24 protein-coding genes are annotated in these 21551 nt (G+C 47.6%); 8 read left to right on the top strand and 16 right to left on the bottom strand.

Annotated features, from left to right (window positions below; genetic code table 11):
- Positions 1 to 21: 21 nt before the first annotated feature.
- The 8 genes from fusA to fkpA all read right to left on the bottom strand — a co-directional run bounded on the left by fusA (position 22) and on the right by fkpA (position 6061).
- Positions 22 to 2121, bottom strand: coding sequence for an elongation factor G (fusA, locus tag KHO06_RS15220; RefSeq protein WP_045370230.1), 2100 nt, complete (start codon positions 2119 to 2121; stop codon positions 22 to 24).
- 138 nt (positions 2122 to 2259) lie between these two features.
- Positions 2260 to 2730: a 30S ribosomal protein S7 gene (gene rpsG, locus KHO06_RS15225; RefSeq protein ID WP_005438390.1), complete on the bottom strand. Its 471-nt coding sequence runs from the start codon at positions 2728 to 2730 to the stop codon at positions 2260 to 2262.
- A gap of 100 nt (positions 2731 to 2830) precedes the next feature.
- Positions 2831 to 3205, bottom strand: a complete 375-nt coding sequence (rpsL, locus tag KHO06_RS15230; RefSeq protein ID WP_004399892.1) for a 30S ribosomal protein S12 — start codon at positions 3203 to 3205, stop codon at positions 2831 to 2833.
- A gap of 178 nt (positions 3206 to 3383) precedes the next feature.
- On the bottom strand, positions 3384 to 3659 hold the full coding sequence (gene tusB / locus KHO06_RS15235; RefSeq protein WP_010648964.1) for a sulfurtransferase complex subunit TusB: 276 nt from the start codon (positions 3657 to 3659) through the stop codon (positions 3384 to 3386).
- Positions 3660 to 3666: 7 nt separating this feature from the next.
- Entirely contained in the window at positions 3667 to 4023 is a 357-nt protein-coding gene (tusC, locus tag KHO06_RS15240) for a sulfurtransferase complex subunit TusC (RefSeq protein ID WP_212581831.1), read from the bottom strand.
- Entirely contained in the window at positions 4020 to 4415 is a 396-nt protein-coding gene (gene tusD / locus KHO06_RS15245) for a sulfurtransferase complex subunit TusD (RefSeq protein WP_212581832.1), read from the bottom strand. The genes tusC and tusD overlap by 4 nt, the downstream gene beginning before the upstream one ends.
- Before the next feature lie 2 nt (positions 4416 to 4417).
- Positions 4418 to 5134, bottom strand: coding sequence for a transcriptional regulator (locus KHO06_RS15250; RefSeq protein ID WP_005438378.1), 717 nt, complete (start codon positions 5132 to 5134; stop codon positions 4418 to 4420).
- Positions 5135 to 5278: 144 nt separating this feature from the next.
- A complete protein-coding gene (gene fkpA, locus KHO06_RS15255) occupies positions 5279 to 6061 on the bottom strand; it encodes an FKBP-type peptidyl-prolyl cis-trans isomerase (RefSeq protein WP_005451465.1) in 783 nt (260 codons plus the stop codon).
- A gap of 128 nt (positions 6062 to 6189) precedes the next feature.
- On the opposite strand from fkpA, the gene KHO06_RS15260 reads away from it, so the two are divergent.
- Together KHO06_RS15260 and KHO06_RS15265 are read left to right on the top strand one after the other, a co-directional pair.
- Positions 6190 to 7176 carry a PQQ-binding-like beta-propeller repeat protein gene (locus KHO06_RS15260; protein WP_005451464.1) on the top strand — a complete coding sequence of 329 codons (987 nt, stop codon included), beginning with the start codon at positions 6190 to 6192 and terminating at the stop codon, positions 7174 to 7176.
- Positions 7173 to 7400 (top strand): SlyX family protein, encoded by a 228-nt coding sequence (locus tag KHO06_RS15265; protein ID WP_005451463.1) that lies wholly within the window; start codon positions 7173 to 7175, stop codon positions 7398 to 7400. Before KHO06_RS15260 ends, KHO06_RS15265 begins: the two co-directional genes overlap by 4 nt.
- Positions 7401 to 7493: 93 nt before the next feature.
- Here the strand turns inward: KHO06_RS15265 and KHO06_RS15270 are convergent, their stop codons facing one another.
- The 5 genes from KHO06_RS15270 to kefG all read right to left on the bottom strand — a co-directional run bounded on the left by KHO06_RS15270 (position 7494) and on the right by kefG (position 11833).
- Positions 7494 to 8435 carry an isoaspartyl peptidase/L-asparaginase gene (locus tag KHO06_RS15270; protein WP_212581833.1) on the bottom strand — a complete coding sequence of 314 codons (942 nt, stop codon included), beginning with the start codon at positions 8433 to 8435 and terminating at the stop codon, positions 7494 to 7496.
- 130 nt (positions 8436 to 8565) lie between these two features.
- A complete protein-coding gene (gene slyD / locus KHO06_RS15275) occupies positions 8566 to 9141 on the bottom strand; it encodes a peptidylprolyl isomerase (RefSeq protein WP_212581834.1) in 576 nt (191 codons plus the stop codon).
- An 88-nt stretch (positions 9142 to 9229) separates the two neighbouring features.
- Positions 9230 to 9430, bottom strand: coding sequence for a YheV family putative zinc ribbon protein (locus KHO06_RS15280; RefSeq protein WP_005432753.1), 201 nt, complete (start codon positions 9428 to 9430; stop codon positions 9230 to 9232).
- 35 nt (positions 9431 to 9465) lie between these two features.
- Positions 9466 to 11262, bottom strand: a complete 1797-nt coding sequence (gene kefB, locus KHO06_RS15285) for a glutathione-regulated potassium-efflux system protein KefB (RefSeq protein ID WP_212581835.1) — start codon at positions 11260 to 11262, stop codon at positions 9466 to 9468.
- The gene (kefG, locus tag KHO06_RS15290) at positions 11246 to 11833 is read right to left on the bottom strand and encodes a glutathione-regulated potassium-efflux system ancillary protein KefG (RefSeq protein WP_212581836.1); all 588 of its coding nucleotides are present in this window, start codon (positions 11831 to 11833) and stop codon (positions 11246 to 11248) included. The genes kefB and kefG overlap by 17 nt, the downstream gene beginning before the upstream one ends.
- Positions 11834 to 12010: 177 nt before the next feature.
- On the opposite strand from kefG, the gene KHO06_RS15295 reads away from it, so the two are divergent.
- From KHO06_RS15295 to crp, 6 genes are all read left to right on the top strand, one after another.
- The gene (locus KHO06_RS15295) at positions 12011 to 13930 is read left to right on the top strand and encodes an ABC transporter ATP-binding protein (RefSeq protein ID WP_212581837.1); all 1920 of its coding nucleotides are present in this window, start codon (positions 12011 to 12013) and stop codon (positions 13928 to 13930) included.
- On the top strand, positions 13927 to 14406 hold the full coding sequence (locus KHO06_RS15300; RefSeq protein WP_005432772.1) for a TIGR02444 family protein: 480 nt from the start codon (positions 13927 to 13929) through the stop codon (positions 14404 to 14406). Before KHO06_RS15295 ends, KHO06_RS15300 begins: the two co-directional genes overlap by 4 nt.
- Before the next feature lie 100 nt (positions 14407 to 14506).
- The gene (locus KHO06_RS15305; RefSeq protein ID WP_212581838.1) at positions 14507 to 15514 is read left to right on the top strand and encodes a hydrolase; all 1008 of its coding nucleotides are present in this window, start codon (positions 14507 to 14509) and stop codon (positions 15512 to 15514) included.
- Between the two features lie 70 nt (positions 15515 to 15584).
- Positions 15585 to 15797, top strand: a complete 213-nt coding sequence (locus KHO06_RS15310; RefSeq protein WP_005432763.1) for a YheU family protein — start codon at positions 15585 to 15587, stop codon at positions 15795 to 15797.
- A 124-nt stretch (positions 15798 to 15921) separates the two neighbouring features.
- Entirely contained in the window at positions 15922 to 16791 is an 870-nt protein-coding gene (locus KHO06_RS15315) for a phosphoribulokinase (RefSeq protein WP_005432770.1), read from the top strand.
- 239 nt (positions 16792 to 17030) lie between these two features.
- Positions 17031 to 17663 (top strand): cAMP-activated global transcriptional regulator CRP, encoded by a 633-nt coding sequence (gene crp, locus KHO06_RS15320; protein WP_005381432.1) that lies wholly within the window; start codon positions 17031 to 17033, stop codon positions 17661 to 17663.
- 290 nt (positions 17664 to 17953) lie between these two features.
- Here the strand turns inward: crp and KHO06_RS15325 are convergent, their stop codons facing one another.
- The 3 genes from KHO06_RS15325 to astA all read right to left on the bottom strand — a co-directional run bounded on the left by KHO06_RS15325 (position 17954) and on the right by astA (position 21515).
- Entirely contained in the window at positions 17954 to 18745 is a 792-nt protein-coding gene (locus KHO06_RS15325; RefSeq protein WP_038892627.1) for a DUF1338 domain-containing protein, read from the bottom strand.
- Between the two features lie 264 nt (positions 18746 to 19009).
- A complete protein-coding gene (gene astD, locus KHO06_RS15330) occupies positions 19010 to 20467 on the bottom strand; it encodes a succinylglutamate-semialdehyde dehydrogenase (RefSeq protein ID WP_212581839.1) in 1458 nt (485 codons plus the stop codon).
- Positions 20468 to 20495: 28 nt separating this feature from the next.
- Positions 20496 to 21515 carry an arginine N-succinyltransferase gene (gene astA / locus KHO06_RS15335; protein ID WP_077262123.1) on the bottom strand — a complete coding sequence of 340 codons (1020 nt, stop codon included), beginning with the start codon at positions 21513 to 21515 and terminating at the stop codon, positions 20496 to 20498.
- Positions 21516 to 21551 lie beyond the last annotated feature (36 nt).

A 21551-nucleotide genomic window follows, 5' to 3' on the forward strand; every position in this document is an offset into this window, starting at 1 on the left:
TTTCAGCTCAAAGCGTTTTAATTAGTAACCACGGTCTGCAATGATTTTATCTGCGAAGTTTTTCGGTACTTCAGCGTACTCGTTAAACTCCATAGAGTAAGACGCACGGCCTTGAGTTGCAGAACGTAGGTCCGTTGCGTAACCAAACATCTCAGATAGTGGAACTTGAGCACGGATGATCTTAAGACCAGCCACACCTTCATCCATACCTTCGATCATACCGCGGCGACGGTTTAGGTCACCAACAACGTCACCCATCCAATCTTCCGGCGTAGTTACTTCAACATTCATCATTGGTTCTAGAATCACAGGTTGTGCTTCTAGTGCACCTTTCTTGAATGCCATCGAGCCAGCGATCTTGAACGCCATCTCGCTTGAGTCAACATCGTGGTAAGAACCGTCAAATAGTGTTGCTTTAATATCTAGAACAGGGTAACCCGCTAGAACACCACTATTCATTTGTTCTTCGATACCTTTCGATACCGAGCTGATGTATTCCTTAGGAACTACACCACCCACAATCTCGTCTACGAATACGAAACCTTCACCAGGCTCTGAAGGTTCAAGTGTGATCCATACGTGACCGTATTGACCGCGACCGCCAGATTGACGAACGAACTTGCCTTCAACTTCCGCTTTGCCACGAATGGTTTCACGGTAAGCAACCTGAGGTTTACCAACGTTACAGTCAACGCTGAATTCACGCTTCATACGGTCAACGATGATATCTAGGTGAAGCTCACCCATACCAGAGATCAGAGTCTGACCTGTTTCGTCATCCGTTTCCACGCGGAATGATGGGTCTTCCGCTGCCAGTTTACCTAGCGCGATACCCATTTTCTCTTGGTCTGCTTTAGAACGAGGTTCTACAGCGATCTGAATTACAGGCTCAGGGAACTCCATGCGCTCTAGAATCACTTTGTGGTTCTGGTCACATAGCGTGTCACCTGTTGTAACGTCTTTCAGACCGATAGCAGCTGCGATATCACCAGCGCGAACTTCTTTTACTTCTTCACGCTTGTTCGCATGCATCTGAACGATACGACCGAAACGCTCTTTCTTGTCTTTTACTGAGTTGTAAACAGCATCACCTGAGTTTACAACACCTGAGTAAACGCGCATGAAAGTTAGCGTGCCCACGAATGGGTCAGTCGCGATCTTGAATGCTAGTGCTGAGAACGGTTCGTTATCGTCTGCGTGACGTTCAACTTCGTTCTCTTTTTCGTCGATACCTTTAATTGCAGGAACATCAACTGGCGATGGCAAGAACTCGATCACTGCGTCTAGTACTGCTTGAACACCTTTGTTTTTGAACGCACTACCACAAGTAGCCAGTACGATTTCGTTGTTTAGTGTACGAGTACGTAGAGCTTGTTTGATTTCAGCTTCAGACAGTTCACCTTCTTCAAGGTACTTGTCCATTAGCTCTTCAGTTGCTTCTGCTGCCGCTTCAACTAGGTTGTTGCGCCACTCTTCAGCAAGCTCTTGCATGTCAGCTGGAATTTCGTCGTATGTAAACGACATGCCTTGGTCAGCTTCATTCCAGTTGATCATCTTCATCTTGATAAGGTCGATAACACCCTTGAAGTCATCTTCCGCACCAACGTTCAGTTGGATTGGAACAGGATTCGCACCAAGACGGTTTTTGATTTGGTCCACAACGCGTAGGAAGTCAGCGCCTGCACGGTCCATCTTGTTTACAAATACCATACGTGGAACGTGGTACTTGTCAGCTTGACGCCATACAGTTTCAGACTGAGGTTCAACACCAGATGAACCACAGAACACAACAACTGCACCATCAAGTACGCGTAGAGAACGCTCTACTTCGATAGTAAAGTCAACGTGTCCAGGAGTGTCGATGATGTTAACGCGGTGCTCTTGGAATTGTGCTTCCATACCACGCCAGAAGGTAGTAGTCGCCGCAGACGTGATTGTGATACCACGTTCTTGCTCCTGCTCCATCCAGTCCATGGTTGCTGCGCCATCGTGAACTTCACCGATTTTATGAGACAGACCAGTGTAGAACAGAATACGTTCAGTAGTGGTTGTTTTACCTGCATCTACGTGAGCACAGATACCGATGTTACGGTAGCGCTCAATAGGAGTTTTGCGAGCCACGATTGAATCCTCTTAACTTAGAGATAGGGACTATTGCTATAACTAAAAAATGCTATCCCCTAGATATAGCAATAGTTCCTAGCATAGGCATAGGAACTAAAGAAGTGCTGCAAGGAACCTTGCAGCACTGAAAAGGTATTACCAACGGTAATGAGCGAACGCTTTGTTTGCGTCAGCCATGCGGTGAACGTCTTCACGTTTCTTAACCGCAGTACCTTTGTTCTCAGACGCGTCTAGCATTTCAGCAGCTAGGCGTTGAGCCATAGATTTTTCACCACGCTTACGCGCAGCTTCAACCAACCAACGCATAGCAAGTGCGTTACGGCGAACCGGACGTACTTCTACAGGTACTTGGTAAGTTGAACCACCTACACGGCGAGATTTAACTTCTACCGCTGGGCGAACATTTTCAAGAGCTTCTTCAAAAATAGCTAAGTGGTCTTTACCAGACTTTTCAGCCATAGAATCTAGTGCAGTGTAAACAATTTTTTCTGCAGTAGATTTTTTACCGTCAACCATTAGGATGTTAACGAATTTTGCCAGCAGTTCAGATTTGAACTTTGGATCTGGAAGGATCTTACGCTGACCAATGACGCGACGACGTGGCATGGATTTTCTCCGTTGTCTTCTTCAGGTTTTATCCAAAACTTTTCAGTTTTTTCAAAAAATTAAAAATAATTTAGTGTTTGGCCTTACTTAACGGAATCCATTAAGACTTAGGACGCTTCACACCGTACTTAGAACGACCTTGTTTACGGTCGTTAACGCCAGCACAGTCAAGTGCACCGCGAACAGTGTGGTAACGTACACCCGGAAGGTCTTTTACACGACCGCCACGGATTAGTACAACACTGTGCTCTTGAAGGTTGTGACCTTCACCGCCGATGTACGATGTAACTTCGAAGCCGTTTGTCAGACGTACACGACAAACTTTACGAAGTGCTGAGTTAGGTTTTTTAGGTGTAGTAGTGTAAACACGAGTACATACACCACGTTTTTGTGGGCACGCTTCTAGTGCAGGCACGTTGCTTTTAACAACTTGCTTTGCACGTGGCTTACGTACCAACTGGTTAATAGTTGCCATTAACTAGCTCCTGATTTACTTGAAAGTAAGCTTTGTGAAAAATCTATCCCTAACAGCGGTTGGCAGTTAGGGACGCAAAATTCTATGCAGCAGTGAGAGGTGTGTCAAGAAATATACGGATCTTTTTTGTTCAATTAGGACAATTAATCCGTAAAGCTCAATCGACAGGAAAGAAGGGTTAATCCCAAGTCAGAGATTTGGCTTGTTTTGCTGTTAGTTCAACAAAGCCAGTATAGCCAACCACTTCAATAGATGGGCTGATACGATTGCTCATGCCACGGGCTTCAATATCGCTTTGCAGCGCAAACACTGATGGGCCTTTTACCTTGCTGAACGCCTTATGCTGAGGGTTCGCAGCGTACACGGCATCTTCAATCAACAAGACATCATCTTGCTCACTGTACAGTGCCATTGCATCGTCTAATGCAGCTACGGATTTGATGATATGTAACATGGTTTCCTCAGAATGACAGCAGTTTGCCCGCTTGTTGCAGTTTAGCTTTCAGTTGCTCACTATTTATAGCCTCTGCATCAATGACTAAATCGGCTTGAGCCAAGCCACGCTCGGCAAGCGAATCGGCACAAACAAATACTTGCTCAATGTCGTACAAGTCGAACAGCTTGAGCATTGGTGCGTAGTCTTTGCTTAAGATGCCATTAGGCTCTTGCCCAAGCAGCAATTGGTAAACACCATCACCAACAAATAGGACAGTGATGTCTTCACAGTACGCAGATGCCGCTAGCAGCGCATCCACACCTTCACGTCCTGCATTGCTACCATGCGGAGCACTACGAAATAGGTAAGTTAGCTGACTCAAAACTGCACCACTCTATCTTGGGTTAACATGGCTTCGGCTAAGCTCCCCAAACCGGCTTGCTCAAACCCTGTAGCTAGGTTGTTCAGCTCAAGACCATGTTGATTCGCTTCATCTTCGCTGACGATGCCGCGACGTAAAGCTGCTGCAACGCAGGTTTCCAAACGAACATCGTGTTGCTGTGCGAGTGATTGCCATGCTTTGGTTAGGTCAAACTCGTCGTTGGCAGGCACGCTCAAAGCCGTACCATTAGTGACGCCATCTTGGTAAAAGAACACACTCACCAGAGTATGCCCTTGTTCAATGACCGCTTGTGCGAATTGATATGCGCTGCGTGCTGATTGGCTGCCGTAAACCGGACCATTCACGACCAGCGTGTAAGTTAATCCACTCACGCTTATTCGTCCTCAGTTTTACGCTGACGAATGTATAGGTAAACGGTGTGCTTAGAGATGTTCAGCCGATCTGCTACGCGGTTGATGGCGTCTTTGATATCGAAGATACCTTTGTCGTACAGCTCCATGACGATCTGACGGTTTTTGGTGTTATTCGATACCGATTTATCGGCGTTGATCTCTTCAATCGTGCGCTCAACCGTTTGGTCTACGAGTTCTTCAACATCACTTGCGAAGTTAACGGATGACGCCGCTTCTTTCGCTTCCTGCGTTGGCATGAAAGATTGCAGCACTTGAGAGAAAGGCGCATCAAGGTTGACGTTGATACAAAGCAAACCAATCACGCGGTTTTCGCCGTTACGAATCGCAACGGTGATCGACTTCATTAATACGCCGCCTTTTGCGCGGGTGAAATACGAACGTGAGAAGTTACGCTCAGAACCTTCGATGTCTTTCAGCATCTTAAGTGCTAAGTCAGTGATAGGAGAACCTACCTGACGACCGGTGTTCTCACCGTTAGCGATTTTGATTGCAGAGGTATTGAGGTCTTCCAGTGAGTGAAGAACGATCTCACAGAACGGACCGATAAGACTGGCAATGCCGTCAACGACCGCTTCGTAAGATCTCAAGATGATTTTATCGTGCTCGGTAAATGGCATCACGTTGACAGATTCCATTTCGAGCAACATTTCCGCATTTATTGTTTCTGTAGTTGTCATAAGCCTTCGAGCGAAAAATCAACAAATTGGTGTAAGTTTATCAGAAAATTTGAAAGGCAACCTAGCAAACTCACCAACTAGTGACCTAGAACAAAAAAGGCCCGTAAAACGGACCTTTTTTCATCGAGTTATCGCTAAGGATAATTATTGAGCAGCGTTGTCGTTCTCAATTTTTAGTAGCTCAACTTCGAATACTAGCGTTGAGTTAGCAGGAATGCTTGGTGTGTCTTGGTCACCGTATGCTAGCTCTGGCGGGATAACGAATTTGAACTTAGAACCTACAGGCATTAGCTGAACACCTTCAGTCCAACCTGGGATTACGCGGTTTAGTGGGAACGTTGCTGGTTCGCCACGATCGTAAGAGCTGTCGAATTGAGTACCGTCGATCAGAGTACCTTTGTAGTGTACTTGAACTGTGTCGGTGTCTTTTGGCTTCTCGCCTTCAGCCGGTGTTTCAACTTTGTATAGAAGACCAGATTCTGTCTTCACTACGCCTTCTTGCTTCTCGAATTCCGCACGGAAGTCATCACCAGCTTTCTTCGCTTCAGCTGCTTTCTCAGCCGCTTGCTTTTGCATAGTTTCTGCAACACGCTTGTCTAGAGATTCTAGAGCGGCACGAGTTTCTTCTTCGTTTAGCGCTGCTTTATCTTTAAATACGTCTTCGATACCTTTAAGAACTAGGTCTTTGTTTAGGTTGATGCCAATTTCGCTTGGTTTTTCAATGCTAGTGCTTAGGTAGTTAGCAAATGAAACACCGATCGCGTAAGCCGCTTTGTCATCGTCTGTTTTAAAGTGAACTGCTTTACCAGTCTCTGCTTGAACTTGTTCTGCTTGAGGTGCTGCTTCTGGTTTTGTTTCTTCTTTTTGACAACCTACCGCTAGCATTACTGTTGCAGCAAGTAGCGACACTTTTAAAACTGATTTCATTAAATTCTCCCAATAATGGCTTAGCCACTGGTTGTTGTGCACAAATCTTCTATGAGACTAGTGAAGACAATCGTTATACCAATATACTAGCTATATGTCTTAAGACACAAACCGGATTATTAGATGTGATGCAAAGAATTTCTCATTTATTCCTATATTTAATTGTCATCACCACGTTAAATGGATGCTTTTTTACCGATCGTGATGTTCAACGTTGGTCACTCGAACCACAAGGTTCCACCAGCTTTGCGCTCAGCCGAGATGGTCGATTTGCGCTGCTGTACTCCAAAGAGCACCAATTGGTTCTTTGGGATTTGGAGCAAAACAAACAACTCGCAAAGCTGGGTGAACTCGATCAAGCCGCCAACGTGGTCTCCCATATTCGCATTTCAGACAATGGTCGTTATGCAGTCACAGCAAGCCAAATGAACTTCGCTGTGTGGGATCTCGGATGGACTCAAGCTGAAGGGCTGTGGTCTATCGATGACGCACTGATTCGAGACGTTGATATCACCAGTAACGGTGAACAGGTATTACTTGGACTGTCCAACGGTAAAGCGATTTACGTCAACTTAGTCACTGGTCGTAGGCTAGAGTTCCTTGCGCACCAAGAAAAAGTCAATTCTGTCGCTATCTCGCCCAACGGTCGCTTCGCTCTCACAGGTGGCAACGACTACAAAGCGTATCTGTGGGATACCGAAACAGGGCTGGTATTGCGTACCTTTGAGCACGACCAACGCGTAGTCAGAGTCGCTTTACAGAGAGATGGCAAACTGGCCATGACCTCAGACGGTGGCAACCAAGCCATCATATGGAATTTAGAGACGGGTGAAGAAGTCACGCAACTGAGCAGTTGGTCTCGTCAGTTAATCTTTTCGACGGCGCGCTTCTCCGATGATGGCAGCTTGTTAGTAACTGGCACACCTTCAGGTCGTGTGATGGTGTGGGATACCCAGACCGGCAAACGCGTCGATGGATTTGAAGTTGAGCCGAAAAAAGATACTCGCCCTCCCCGCGCGGTCGTGTATGATGCAGCCTTTGATTCCAAGCAACGTGTAATTACTGCCACTTCTGCGGGCATTGCCCAAGCTTGGCAGCTAGAGAACGGATCATGACAGATAAAATCATTCAGCAATTGGAAGCACGCATCAATGACTTAGAATGTCAGCTTGCGTTCCAAGAACAGACTATTGAAGATCTGAACGGCGCCTTGTCGCAGCAACAACTGCAAATTACCAAGATGCTCGATCAGATGAAATATGTGGTAGGTAAAGTGAAAAATATGGACTCGTCGAATTTAGCCGATCCGTCAGAAGAAACCCCACCACCGCATTATTAAAATGCAGGCTCAAATAGCATAAGCCCAGAACGTGTTCTGGGCTTTGTTGTATTCGCAACTTAAAAATGTTGCTTAGGAATGAGCGGGACGAAATTATTCGTCTGCGTAGATTTTAACGGTCAGCTCGCCTTGTGTATTGATGCCAGCTCGGTACATGCCAGAACTGTTCATCGCAAAGTGCAGCTCACCTTTAGCATCAATTGCAATCAAACCACCTTCGCCGCCCATTGCTTTTAAATCACCCTGAATAATGTGTTCGCACGCCGTATGAACGTCTTCTTGCAAATAACGCATGCGTGCTGCAACGTCTTCCGCAACACGTTTACGAATAAAGAACTCACCGACGCCCGTAGTGGAAACCGCGACGACACCATTCTCTGCCACCGTACCACAACCAATCAGAGCGGAGTCTCCCACTCGACCGTATTTCTTGTTGGTCACGCCACCAGTACTGGTGGCAGCGGCTAAGTTGCCTTGTTGGTCCAAAGCCACCGCACCAACCGTACCGTGCTTACGATCATCTGGGTAACGAGATTCCGACAGAGCAAACAGTCCTTTCTCACGCATAGACAGCAACTGCTCATAGCGGCGATCGGTAAAGAAGTAATCCTGCTCGGTGTACTCATGACCTTGTTCAAAAGCAAACTTCTCTGCGCCCTCGCCCACCAACAATACATGGTTGCTGTTTCGCATCACGTCACGAGCGAGTTCAATGGGGTTTCTGATATGACGCACCCCAGCGACTGCCCCTGCGGCTTGATGTCGACCATCCATCACAGAGGCATCCATTTCGACCATCTCGTTATGGGTCAGTACCGAGCCTCTACCCGCATTAAAATTAGGAGAGTCTTCCAGCACTTTCACTGCCGCCACGACCGCATCTATGGCTTCATCACCTGTTGCTAGGATTTGATGCCCCGCTTTTACCGCAGCTTCTAAATCCGCCAAGATGGATTGTTGCAGTTCGTCACTCATCTGTTCACGCAAGATAGTGCCTGCACCGCCATGAATGGCAATCGAGAAAGGTTTCGTCATCGCTTTGTCCAACTGTTATTCCTTGTATGATTGGCACTACACCCCAGATAGACAAAAAGCGCAAGTTGAAACCTCAACTTGCGCTTTTTAAAGCTTTGCTAGATAGCGTTATCTAGTGAAGAGCGTGCGATTAGTGAGAACCGCAACCGCCGCCGCCACAACATTCGTGGTCGTCAGCTTTTTCTTCGCCACCGCAGCAGCCGCCTTCGTGATCGTGGTCGTGACCGCCACAGCAGCCACCACCTTGGTGGATATGACCGTGTTCGATCTCTTCAGCTGTCGCTTCACGAGTAGCCATAACTTCTACTTCGAAAGTTAGTGTTTGACCAGCTAGCATGTGGTTGCCGTCTACAACAACTTCGTCGCCGTCTACTTCAGTTACTTCTACAGGGATTGGACCTTGGTCAGTATCTGCTAGGAAACGCATGCCAATTTCGATTTGGTCAACGCCTTGGAATACGTCTGCAGGAACACGTTGCACTAGTGCATCGTTGTGGTCGCCGTACGCATCTTCAGGAGCTACTGTTACTGAGAACTTGTCGCCAGCCACTTTACCTTCTAGTTCTTTCTCAAGACCAGTGATTAGGTTGTTGTGACCGTGAAGGTAATCAAGAGGTGCTTCAGAAGTTGATTGATCAACAACAACACCGTCTTCCAACATTACTTTGTATGCAAGGCTTGCAACAACGTTCTTTTCAATTTTCATACTAACTCCAGGGAGATTAATTGACCTAACCAGAATGGGGTTAAGTACCGAGATGATAGTATTATGGGGATCAATTAACGAAGTTCAATTACTCAGGCTTAAAAATCCCGATCATTTCTTGTTCTGAGTGTTTATTTTTTTCTACAGATTGCGGTTTACGCTGCTCGGTATAATCGCAGTCGACACACTCAACCAGCTCAATGTTGTTATCAATCCACCAGCGCAGAGTATCTTGCTGACTGCATTGCGGGCAGCTTGCACCCGCGATAAAACGTTTCTTGGCTTTCACTTTTGTTCCTTTTCCCGCCTAATGCTGCGCGGGTACTACTTCCAATGATTTGGCGACTGTTGGTCGCTTTCCATTTCACGACCGAAGATTTCTTCTAGTTCTTTACGTGCTTCTTTCGAGCGTTGAGCGAGTTCTTTGTCCTCATTGTGCTGAGGTAACAAGTCTTTGAGCATAGCATTATCTAGCTTTCGAAAATGTGCTTCTGCCCGCTTTGCTTGATACGGGTGCATGCCTAATTCTACGAGCGCTTGGCGACCTAGATCTAATGCGCCTAAAAAGGTTTCTCGCGAGTAATTTTGCACGCCGTGGTTCATTAACTGGTAGGCTTCTACGCGGCTGCGAGCACGGGCAAGGATCTTCAACTTCGGAAAGTGCGCACGGCAAATGTCGACAATCGCCATCACCTCATCTGGTGAATCCGTACAGATCACTAAGGCTTCTGCTTTATCCGCTCCCGCAGCACGTAACAAATCAATCTGAGTCGCATCACCATAAAACACCTTATAACCGTATTTACGCAGCAAGTGGATTTGGCTCGCATCACTTTCTAGTACCGTTACTTTGATCTTGTTGGCGTACATCAGGCGTCCAACAATCTGACCAAAACGACCAAAGCCTGCGATGATCACTCGTGGTCGACGATCCACCACATTGGTCGTGACGCTCTCTTCTTCTTGGTTAAGCGTGTGCGCAAACCATTTTTTCTGTCCCATTAGCAGCAGCGGCGTGGTCACCATCGACAAGCTCACCACCACCAACAAGAAAGCAACTTGGTCTTTGGTTAAGATACCTTCTTGGCTTGCCGCGGTGAAAATCACAAACGCAAACTCACCACCTTGGCTCAAAATCGCTGCCATACGACTGCGCGACTTCGCACGAACTCGAGCAGTGCGAGCCAAAACATACAGAACCAAACCTTTGACCACCACAAGAGCAATCACGGCACCAATAATTGCGAACGGTTGCAAGGCTAATAAACCAAGATTCACTGCCATACCCACAGCAATAAAGAACAAGCCAAGCAGCAGACCTTTAAACGGTTCAATCGCGATTTCTAGTTCATGACGGTATTCACTTTCTGCCAGTAACACACCCGCTAAGAAAGTACCGAGTGCCATCGACAGCCCCAGCTTTTGCATCGCAACAGAAATGCCAAGTACGACTAGGAGGGCGGCAACGGTGAAGAGTTCTCGCACACCACTCATCACCACAAAACGGAACAGAGGACGTAAGAGGAAATGACCACCAACTAATAACGCAACCACACTGCCTAACACCCAAATAGCATCTAACCAATCACCGCCGCTTTGACCACCGGCGAGTAATGGCAGCATGGCGAGCATCGGGATGACGGCAATATCTTGGAACAGCAGCACCGCAAAACCCGATTGTCCGGTTTCCGTGCCAGCTTGCCCCTGTTCTTCGATCACTTTTAGTGCAATCGCGGTGGACGAGAGTGCCAAGCCCATACCGATCACTAAGCTCACTTGCATGCTCAATCCAAACAGGCTGACGATGCTGCCTATCACCGCCGTGGTAACAATAACTTGGGCACCACCCAGACCGAGGATTGGTCCGCGCATCTGCCATAACTTTTTGGGGTTCAGTTCCAAACCAATTAAGAACAGCAGCAACACCACCCCGAGTTCGGCGAAGTGGAGAATCGCGTCCACATCACTGATTAATCCCAGCCCCCAAGGACCAATTAGAACGCCTGCAATCAGGTAACCAAGCACGGACCCCAGACCCAGCCGCTGGGCAATCGGCACCGCAATAACGGCAGCAGAAAGGAATACCACACTACTTTGAAGAAACTCACTGGTTATCGCCATGGTAACCTCCTTGCTCATCCCACTCTCTCAGGGGGTTGTTCAGCCATTGACGATATTGTTCAGCATGCTGATAACGTTCGATGTCCGATACATTGCGCGACCAGTACAGCACTAAAGGCTCAATCCAATGCATCTGACATAAAGCAGCAGTCAGTTCAAACGGTTGTAGAATTTGCTCAAGTGGGTATTTGTTGTAACCCATCGGGCTGAACGCATCCTCTTTACCGCCAGTAGTGATCACACTACGCCAGTACTTACCCGCTAATGCGCTACCATCACCGAACGCAAAACCTTTGCCCAACACACGATCCATCCATTCTTTCAACAGTGCAGGACAGGAATACATATAGAGAGGATGATGAAAAACGATCACATCATGCGACATCAGCAGCTCGTGTTCGTAGTTCACATCAATAAAGAAATCAGGGTACGCGCCATAAAGATCGTGCACGGTGACATGACCCAGTGATTCGATTTTTTTAATCATCACTTGGTTGGCAATGGAGTTTTGCGGTTCTGGGTGAGCATAAATAACCAGAACCCTCGGAGGAATGGGCGTAGCAACAGCCAAATGGTCGTCCTTGTGTTGATTTCTCAGGGAAAATTATCGTTATCAGTTTGTTATACTTTTTTGTATAGCATAATGCAATTAAAGCGCAGAGATCGACTTTTCCCGCCAATACCCCTACTATTCACCGCGAGATCAACGACCAAGAAACGCGCACTGCGCAAAGTGAATTAAAACTCTATGATTACCTTCTCTGATATTCAGTTACTGCGTGGCGGTAAACCTCTTTTAGACCAAGCATCTGCAACCATTCACCCGGGCGACAAAGTGGGTCTGGTTGGTAAAAACGGCTGTGGTAAATCAACTCTGTTTGCCCTACTAAAAGATGAACTGTCGATTGATGCAGGCTCATTTAGCCAACCTCAACATTGGGAATTGGCTTGGGTTGCACAGGAAACGCCAGCACTCGACCGTAGTGCACTGGAATACGTGATTGATGGTGATCGTGAGTTCCGCGATCTTGAAGCTCAACTGGCGATCGCCGAAGAGAAAGACAACGGCACCCTAGTTGCAGAGATCCACGGCAAAATTGAAACCATTGGCGGTTACAGCATTCGCGCACGTGCTGCCGAACTGCTTGATGGTCTGGGCTTTAGCCAAGAGCAAATGAGCTGGAACCTGACTCAGTTCTCGGGTGGTTGGCGTATGCGCCTTAACTTGGCTCAAGCGTTGTTGTGTCGTTCTGATCTGCTGTTACTCGACGAACCAACCAACCACTTGGATTTGGACGCGGTAATGTGGCTAGAACGCTGGCTACAAAACTACCCTGGCACACTGATTCTGATCTCGCACGACCGTGATTTCTTGGATCCGATCGTTGGTCGCATCATTCACATCGAGAATCAGCAGCTGAACGAATACACGGGTAACTACTCGTCATTCGAAAATCAACGCGCACAAAAAATGGTGCTGCAACAAGCGATGTTCGAGAAGCAACAGAAACAGATGTCGCACATGCAAAGCTACATCGACCGCTTCCGTTACAAAGCATCCAAAGCGCGCCAAGCACAAAGCCGTATTAAAGCACTGGAGCGTATGGAGAAGGTACTGCCAGCGCAGTTCGATAACCCATTTAGTTTCCAGTTCCGCGATCCTACTGCACTGCCAAACCCAATCATGATGATGGATGAAGTATCGGCGGGTTACGGTGATAACCTGATCCTAGAGAAGATCCGCCTTAACCTTGTTCCGGGTAGCCGCATTGGTCTACTTGGCCGAAACGGCGCGGGTAAATCAACCTTGATCAAATTGCTGTCTGGTGAGCTCAAAGCGCAAGGCGGCGATCTCACTTATTCACAAGGCGTGAAGATCGGTTACTTCGCTCAGCACCAACTAGAAACACTGCACCCAGAAGAAACACCGCTGCAGCACATGATGCAAATCGCACCAGATCAAACCGAGCAGCAGCTACGTGATTATCTAGGTAGCTTTGGTTTCCAAGGTGATAAAGCGCTTGAGAAAGTCGCACCGTTTTCAGGTGGTGAGAAAGCACGTTTGGTATTGGCATTAATTGTGTGGCAGAAACCGAGCCTATTGCTACTCGATGAACCGACCAACCACTTGGATTTGGACATGCGCCAAGCACTGACCATGGCACTACAAACATTCGAAGGTGCGATGGTGATTGTTTCGCACGACCGCTACCTATTGCGTGCAACCACAGATGATTTGTACCTTGTGCACGATCGCCAAGTCGCACCATTCGACGGCGACTTGAACGATTACTACAAGTGGTTGACCGAGCAACAAAAAGCCGAGCGTAAAGAAGCACAAGCGGCTCAGCCAGTGAAAGATAACGCCAACAGTGCAGCGGCGAAAAAAGAGCAAAAGCGACGCGAAGCAGAATTTCGTAAGCAGACCGCACCAATTCGCAAAACGCTGACACAGTTGGAAAACAAAATGGATAAGTTAGGCGAAGCACTGGCGAAAGCAGAAGAACAGCTATCGGATAACTCTCTGTATGAAGCCGAAAACAAAGCTAAACTTAACGAAGTGTTGGCGCTTCAAGCTTCTAGCAAAGCAGATCTTGAAGAAGTAGAAATGGAATGGATGTCTGCCCAAGAAACACTTGAGCAGATGGAACTAGAGTTTAATCAATGACAAACGAGCACGCAGAATACACTCTCACCCTAGAACACCTTTGGCAGTTCAGTCTGCAATTTTATGGTGTGCGAGAAGTGAAGGAAGCGTGCCTATCATTGCAAAACAACTATCACGGCAACGTGAACCTATTACTGCTGCTCAGATGGCTCGATGAGCAGCAGGTAATTTTCCAAGAGCAAGACTGGCACTTGGTGCAAGGCTGTCTTGGTCGAAGTGAAACCCTGCTCCACTCTTACCGTGAACTTCGTCGCCACCTCAAATCACAAGTTAATGATGCGCTTTATCGCGAAGCATTACAGTTCGAATTGCAGCTCGAAAAACAGCAACAATCCGACCTAGTCGACTGCGTCAACTCACTCAAATTAGTCAAGAATGACGGCGAACCACTGACGCTGAGATACTGTCGCCAGTTGGGTGGTGAGCATTTACAACAGGCATTCTCCATGCCAGTTCCAAACATTCAATATCCATAAATCAGTCATAAACCAGTAAAATATCTATACTAAAGCTATAAAGAATTATATTAATAAGTTCTTCGGCGAACATTGAAGGACCATATAAGAGCAGTTAGGTATGACACAATTTTTCGCAGCCGCCGGGATTAAGAACCCGCATCTCCAGACGCTATTGCCGCGCTTTATCCGCAAGAAAGCGTTATTTACGCCTGTTTGGCAAACACTCGATACACCAGATGGTGACTTCCTTGATTTGGCTTGGTCACAACAGCCAGATTCTGAAGCCGCTCACAACAAACCAATCTTCGTCCTCTTTCATGGCTTGGAAGGCTGCTTCTATAGCCCGTATGCGAATGGTTTGATGAATGCCTTCTCTAAATCGGGGTGGCTGTCAGTGATGATGCACTTTCGTGGGTGCAGCGGTAAGCCAAACAAAAAAGCCCGCGCTTATCACTCCGGCGAAGTAACGGATGCTCGCTTCTTTCTTGAGCAGCTCAATCAGCAATTCCCTAACAACCCTAAAGTTGCGGTCGGCATTTCCCTTGGCGGTAACATGTTGGCGAACTACTTGGCTGAGTACAAAGACGATCCCATCTTAAGTGCCGCGTCCATTGTCTCTGCACCACTGGACTTGGCAGCATGCGCAAATCGTATTGAGCAAGGCTTCTCGAAAGTTTACCGACGTTACCTACTCTCCTCACTCAAGCGCAATGCGTTACAGAAGCACGATTTGATCCACGGAGAGTTAGCCCTGTCGTACAACTCGATCAAACGCGTCACTCGCTTGTATGAGTTTGATGACTTGATCACCGCACCTCTGCATGGCTTTAAGGACGCGCAAGATTATTACGATCAATGTTCAGGCTTAAGCAAGCTGCAGCAGATCACCTTGCCAACCTTGATCATCCACGCCAAAGACGATCCCTTTATGACCGAAGAAGTGATCCCGAAATTCGTATTGCCAGACAACATCGATTACCGACTTTACGAACATGGTGGTCACGTAGGCTTCCTAACAGGTAGCGCATTAAAGCCGAAGTTCTGGTTAGAAGAAGCCCTGCCGGCTTACTATGAAAGTATCGCTGCGGAGTACCTTTCTGCTGTATCCGTGCCGCGAACACAGTAAACTACTTAGGCGCGCCAGACATCAACAACCCAAGAGGCGCGCTTAAACATCATAAAAGTTTGAGGTATTTATGATCATTCCATGGCAAGACATTGCGCCAGAGACACTAGAAAACCTGATCCGCGAATTCGTTCTTCGTGAAGGCACCGACTACGGCTCAGTCGAAGTTTCATTGCAGAGTAAAATCGATCAGGTCAAATCCCAATTAGAGAAAGGCGAAGCGGTCATCGTATTTTCTGAGCTTCATGAAACGGTTGATATCCAACTAAAAGCAAAGTTTTAGACCCTTCACATTTTACCGTATCCCACTCGATGACAAGGGCTTGTTACGTGCTATAGTGGGTTATCGACCGTGCAGCATACGCGTGCTGCACTTTACAGGTAAGTAATTTTCGACAAGGTTTGTCATGTCAGCGAAACACCCAATCATTGCGGTTACTGGTTCGTCCGGTGCCGGTACTACCACCACTTCTGAAGCCTTCCGCAAGATGTTCAATATGATGAACGTCAAACCAGCGTGGGTTGAAGGTGACAGCTTCCACCGTTTTACACGTCCAGAGATGGATGTCGAAATCCGTAAAGCGCGTGAGCAAGGCAAACACATCAGCTACTTTGGGCCACAAGCCAATGACTTTCCGGGCCTAGAAGAGTTCTTTCGTCAGTTTGGTGAAGATGGCACCGGCAGCGTGCGCCGCTATCTGCACACCTTTGATGAAGCCGTTCCATACAACCAAATGCCGGGCACCTTTACACCTTGGCAAGACTTGCCTGAAAACAGCGATGTACTGTTCTACGAAGGTTTACACGGTGGCGTGGTGGATGGCGATGTCAATGTGGCGCGTCACGTTGATTTTCTGATTGGCATGGTGCCAATCGTCAACTTGGAATGGATTCAAAAGTTCGTTCGTGACACGCGCGATCGTGGCCACTCAAGAGAAGCGGTAATGGATTCGATCGTGCGCTCAATGGACGATTATCTGAACTACATTACCCCGCAATTTTCTCGCACACATATCAACTTCCAGCGTGTACCGACCGTTGATACTTCTAACCCACTTAACGCCAAAGGCATCCCTAGTCTGGATGAAAGCTTCGTGGTGATCCGCCTACGCGGTATCAAGAATGTCGACTTCCCGTATTTGCTGGCGATGATTGATGGCTCATTCATGTCTCGCCATAACACCATTGTGGTTCCAGGCGGTAAGATGAGCTTTGCAATGGAGCTCATAGTAAGGCCGATTCTGCAGCAACTCATCGAAACTGGGAAAATTGGCTAAAAACCTCGTTAATTGAGTGTTTACTTTTCATACCGTGATCATGTGCACAGTTTTGCTTACAAAATCTCAATCATGGCACGATTAAAATCAAGAAATCGTTTCCGAAAAAGGATACTATTTCTAACCGAAACACAAGAGAGCTTGCAGCATATAAAAAGTGCTCTTATTCTAGTAAGCCAATTCAGGCTTAGCTAAAATATGGATAGCGCAAGCGTACCCTGCAGAGGAAGTGAGATATTATGGTTCTAGGTAAACCTCAAACCGACCCAACATTAGAGTGGTTTCTTTCACACTGTCATATTCATAAGTACCCATCAAAGAGCACGCTAATTCACGCGGGCGAAAAAGCAGAGACTTTGTACTACATCGTTAAAGGTTCTGTTGCGGTTCTTATCAAAGACGAAGAAGGTAAGGAAATGATCCTTTCTTACCTAAACCAAGGCGACTTCATTGGTGAGCTTGGTCTATTCGAAGAAGACCAAGAGCGTACAGCTTGGGTTCGCGCTAAATCTCCTTGTGAAGTGGCAGAGATTTCTTTCAAGAAATTCCGTCAACTTATCCAAGTTAACCCAGACATCCTAATGCGCCTTTCTGCGCAAATGGCTCGTCGTCTACAAGTTACTAGCCAAAAAGTGGGTGACCTAGCGTTCCTAGACGTAACTGGTCGTATCGCTCAGACTCTTCTGAACCTTGCTAAACAGCCAGATGCGATGACGCACCCAGACGGCATGCAAATCAAGATCACTCGTCAAGAGATCGGTCAAATTGTTGGCTGTTCTCGTGAGACAGTAGGCCGTATCTTGAAGATGCTAGAAGAGCAGAACCTAATTTCTGCGCACGGTAAAACTATCGTTGTTTACGGGACTCGTTAATCTCGATTAACGTTTAAAAAATTTAAAAGCCACCAAATGCAAGTTTGGTGGCTTTTTCTTTTTTGGAAATCGGGAACGGAAAGCAAAGAATCGAGAACTGGGAACGCTGCGCTTCGGGAGCGGACTTCGTCCTTTGAAATGAAAAGACAAAGAACCGAGAATCGGGAACACTGCGCTTAGAGAGCGGACTTCGTCCTTCGGGATTAAGCCCTCTCAGATTCCGAGAGTGAAAACCTCCCGCAGCGAAGCGTTTCCGCATCTAGAGGGCGTAGCCCGTTCTCGCCTCTTCTTTACCCGTTGGTGCTTTCGAAGATCTTATCTGCCGATGCCGCTACAAATCCTGGGTACAACTCACCGTTATCCATTGGGTAGCGCTTAGCAAACTCGTAGAAGCCTCCAGGAATCACCTCAACGCCTTCAGTAAAGGTCACTGGCACTTTGTCTGCCATGGTCGATGATTGCTCTAGTAGCACCTCTGGCGTGCCTTTTACTTCACCGCCATTCTCGTTGATGGTAAAGCCTACGGTGCGCAGGTGGTCGTTCACTTGCTTCACTTCTTCATGCTGATTGAGTTGATTCACACTCACTGTGAAGTGGTTTGCTCCGTAGCCATGCGCTGCAAGCCAAGAAGCGTATTCACTCTCTTTCGCCAAGGTTTGGAAGTCAGCATAGCTTAGGTCCCACAAACGTCCGCCGTACAAGAAGTCACTGCCTGTCAGTTTAGAAGCATCAACCTGCTCTACCAGTTTATGAACGATGGCTTGTAGCTCTGGTGAGCACTCATCCACTTTCAATTCACTGATGAAGACTTTTGGTTGTTTTGGATCTGGGTGCTCAAAATGTTTTGCCACCAGCTTTTTGCTTTCAAATACGTAGTCACCACAAGCTTTGTAACCCACCGCTAGGAATGGCTTCGCCAGCGTTTCAATGCCTAGGGGAGCGACATTAAACGTACGTAGCGCAATATGGTCATTAATCAGAGGCTCATCTTCTTGAAGAAGTTGATGGACTTTAGCAGCGGAAGGGCACAGACGTTGAATGTAGTCTTGCCATAGCGATTCAAATAACACATCGGGCGTCATAACGACTCCTTGTTATGAAATGTAGAGTTAGGGGTAAGAAGAAGTTGACCGCTCGTTCACAGCCCGTGGGCTGTCCAGAATCACGAACGAGCGGTCATCAACCTGTGACGGTATGTGCGGCATAAGTGCCAGTCAGTCAACACGCGCTGGAGAGTCTTAAGCTCGCCTTTGGCGTTTGCCAGCGCGCTTACCAGAATCCTAACTTGGTAAATAGCTCCGGCAGAGAGAAGCGGCGATACTTTGTCACCACTTCGTATTTCTCAATTACAGGCTTACACCTGGGCTCAATGTTGCAGGCAAGACCGTCTCTTGTCCTTCCATTGATGCCATTGGGTACGCACAGTAGTCTGCTGCGTAGTAAGCACTTGGGCGTAGGTTACCTGAGGCACCCGGACCACCAAATGGCGCATCACCACTTGCACCCGTTAACTGGCGGTTGCGGTTCACGATACCGGCACGAATGTGGTCCACGAAGTATTCCCACTCTTGGTCGTCGGTTGAAACCAGACCAGCCGATAGACCAAAGCGCGTATCGTTCGCCAGTTCTACTGCTTTCTCTAGCCCTTCGTAGCGTACTACTTGTAGAAGTGGACCGAAGTACTCTTCATCTGGCAATTCGACAATGTTCGTCACGTCGATGATACCCGGAGAAACAAACGCCGCCTCGCCCGCTTTCGCTTCAATCAAGCTTTCGCCACCCAGTGATTGCAAGTTCGCTTGTGCATCGAGAATGAACTTGGCTGCCGCAACCGAAATTTGCGGTCCCATGAATGGTGCAGGCTCTGCAAATGGTTGGTCTACGCGAATATTGCGTGTCGCTTCCACCAGCTTAGTAATGACTGCATCACCCTTGTCGCCAAATGGAATGTACAGACGACGAGCACAGGTACAGCGTTGTCCTGCACTGATGAAAGCAGATTGGATAATAGTGTAAACCGTCGCATCTAGGTCGCCGTAGTTATCCGAGATAACCATCGGGTTGTTGCCACCCATTTCAAGCGCCAGCATCTTGCCCGGCTGACCAGCAAATTGACGATGCAGAACATGACCTGTGTTCGCACTACCTGTGAACAGCACGCCATCAATGCCTTTCGCATCCGCCAGCGCAATGCCTGTCTCTTTCGCACCTTGGACTAGGTTAATCACACCTTTTGGTAGACCAACCTCTTCCCAAAGTTTCATGGCTAATTCACCCGTCCATGGTGTTTGCTCAGACGGTTTGAAAACCACGGTATTACCTGCTAGCAGCGCTGGCACAATGTGGCCATTTGGTAAGTGACCAGGGAAATTATAAGGACCAAACACCGCCATCACGCCTAGTGGACGATGACGCAATACAATTTGGTTTCCTGCGGCTTCACGTGTCGCTTCGCCCGTACGGTCGTGGTAAGCACGAATAGAAATCGCAATTTTACCTGCCATCGCTGCCGCTTCGGTACGTGTTTCCCAGATTGGCTTGCCGGTTTCTTTGGCAATCACTTCAGCGATTTTTTCGCTGTTCTCTTTTACTTTCTCAGCAAAAGCCAACACGATCGCCTCACGCTCTGCAAATGGGCGCTTCTTCCAATCAACAAACGCTTCACGCGCCGCAGATACCGCTTGGTTAACCTGCTCTGCTGTTGCGCCGTTGCCTTGCCAGATCACTTCTTGGTTGTAAGGCGACAGAGACGTAAATGCTTCACCCTGACCTTGTACCCATTCACCTGCAATCCAATGTGTCATTGTTTCTATCCTTAAATTCTGTCGTCAGTTACTGCGGAAGAAGGCGAACAAAATCCCCTTCCTCGACCAAGAGTGCATCCGCCAGTTCAGGGGCTAGCACTACGCTTTGCGTTTCCGCGTCATACGCCGCTTTCGCTGCGGCGGCACGGAAATTCTCGAATGACGAGTTACACATCAAAAAGTCTTTTGTGCTGGTGTGCTCCGAGATTTTGACTTGCGCGCGGAATGAGTGGCGTACCGATTCGATATTGCGTAGGTCACACTCCACCGTTGGACCACCATCGAAAATGTCAACGTAGCCACGGTTGGTAAAACCCTCACGCTCAAGCAGCTTCAATGCTGGACGCGTGTTGTCGTGCACTTTGCCAATCACGGCTTGTGCTTCTGGGCTCAGTAGGTTGATGTAGATTGGCAACTTCGGCATCAAGTCGGCGATAAAGCCTTTCTTGCCGATACCTGTTAGATAATCCGCAAGCGTAAAATCGATAGAGAAGAAATGCTCTTGAAGCCACTGCCAGAATGGTGAATTACCGTTCTCGTCTGAAACACCACGCATTTCAGCAAAGATGGTTTCCGAGAAACGTTCTGGGTGCTCTGCCATCATTAAGAAACGGCACTTGGACATCAGACGCCCGTTCAAGCCACCACGGAATTTCTCACGTAGGAACAAGGTACAGATTTCACTGTTACCCGTGTAGTTATTACCAAACGTCAGCAGCTTCACCACGTTGTTTACACCAAGCTTTGGTGACGAGTGCACCACTTTGCTGATGTGGTAAGAATAAAAAGGCACATCCCAGCCGATCGAAGCTTCAATACCTGTGGTACCTGCGACTTCACCAGTTTCAGATTCAAAGCCCACCATTAGGTAGCCTTCATCACCAGCTTCATTCACGTCAGGTTTGCTAAAACTGTATTCTGAGTGCTTGATTCGATTGGTTAACAGTTCTTCGTTAACCGGTAGAGATGTAAATCCATGACCTGACTCAACCGCACAGGTGTGCAGCGCGTCATAATCCGACATTGCGATAGGGCGAACTACTAGCATCAATACTCCCTCCAGATGCAAGAAGATCCTAACTAT

This window comes from Vibrio sp. B1FIG11 (assembly GCF_905175335.1).
GTDB lineage: Bacteria > Pseudomonadota > Gammaproteobacteria > Enterobacterales > Vibrionaceae > Vibrio > Vibrio campbellii.